The following is a 1,295-nucleotide window of genomic DNA, read 5'->3' as shown; positions in this document are numbered from 1 at the left end:
ACGGCGGCCAGGTCGGCCAGGGCCGCACCGCCGCGGCACAGCCCGGAGGCGGGTTCGGCCCCCAGGGCGGCGAGCATGCCGGCGCCGCCGTCGTTGGTGGCGCTGCCTCCCATGCCCACCACCACGGTGTCCGCGCCGTCGTCGACGGCGCGGGCGATCAGCTCGCCGACTCCGCGGGTGGTGGCGGCTGCGGGGTCGCGCCGGTCCGGGGGCACCAGGTGGAGGCCGCACGCCTGGGCGCTCTCCACGTAGGCGGTCCGCTCCACGAGGAGGTACCTGGCCGCCACCGGCTCGCCGAGGGGGCCGGTGACGTCGGCGTCCACCAGAGTGCCGCCCAGGGCGGTGTGGAGCACCTCGACGAACCCGGGGCCGCCGTCGGACAGGGGGAGCAGCGTGCATTCGGCCGCGGGGTCGGCGGAGCGCCAGCCCGCGGCGACGGCCTCGGCCGCCTCGACCGCGGTGAGGGTTCCTGCGAACTTGTCAGGGGCGATAACGATGCGCACGCCTGTAGTCTGCCGGTAAGCGCTCGCCGAGGGGGCGGGTTCCTCACAACAGGCCGGGTGCTCCGTAGACCGGGAACCAGCGGCTCCGGTCCGGTTCGACCGCCACTTCCCCCTCGAGTGCGGCGCCGACCTGGAACTCCAGGGCGGTGTGCCGCCCGTGCTCGCCCTGCGGGGCGAACGGGTAGAACGTGCCGCGCTTGTACAGGTAGACCAGGGCCAGGCGGCGCCCGTCGGGTGCGGCGAAGACCACCAGCGAGCACAGCAGGGACGACCCGAACCCGGCGCTCTCCAGACCGGAGTTGACCGCGTGCAGGTCGGTGACCAGCCCGGTGAGCCCATGGTCCTCCGCGGCGTGCACCACCAGCCAGGTGTAGCCGTAGGAGTCGCGCCGCACCTCGACCTGCGGTCCGCCGCCGGCGGCGAGGAGCTCGGTGATCTCCCGCTGGAGCGTCGCGAACGCCTGCCCCTCGGCCGCCCGGAAGGCCACCGAGGCGGTCCCGGTGGGGACGAGCCCCGTGACCGCCCGCAGCGTCACGGCGGCCGAGGGCAGCGCGAACAGCCGGTCGAGGTCCGGTCTGCGGGGCCGGCTGCGGCCCAGCAGGGCGCGCAGGAGGCCGGCGAACCGTCCCCGAACACCCCCGGTGTCGTGCCGCGGCACGGCTCAGCCCTCCTTTCCGAGTCGGCGGGAGATCTCGGCGAGCTGTGCGAGGCGCCGCTCGACCGGGGGGTGGGTGGACAGCAGGGAGCCGAGGCTGACCCCTCCGCCGCCGAGGGCGGGGGTGAAGAAGAAGG

Annotated in this window: 2 protein-coding genes; both read right to left on the bottom strand. The window is 75.4% G+C overall.

Annotated features, from left to right (window positions below; translation table 11 throughout):
- Nucleotides 1-503: glycerate kinase (locus AC529_RS19080; RefSeq protein WP_157080291.1), on the bottom strand; the 503-nt coding region annotated here is incomplete at its 3' end.
- Between the two features lie 43 nt (nucleotides 504-546).
- A complete protein-coding gene (gene pspAB / locus AC529_RS19075; protein ID WP_083948477.1) occupies nucleotides 547-1,161 on the bottom strand; it encodes a PspA-associated protein PspAB in 615 nt (204 codons plus the stop codon).
- Nucleotides 1,162-1,295: the final 134 nt, after the last annotated feature.

It is taken from the genome of Thermobifida cellulosilytica TB100, assembly GCF_001517975.1.
Classification (GTDB): domain Bacteria; phylum Actinomycetota; class Actinomycetes; order Streptosporangiales; family Streptosporangiaceae; genus Thermobifida; species Thermobifida cellulosilytica.
The sequence above is the reverse complement of the archived record's forward strand: the minus strand, read 5'-3'. Positions and strand labels throughout refer to the sequence as shown.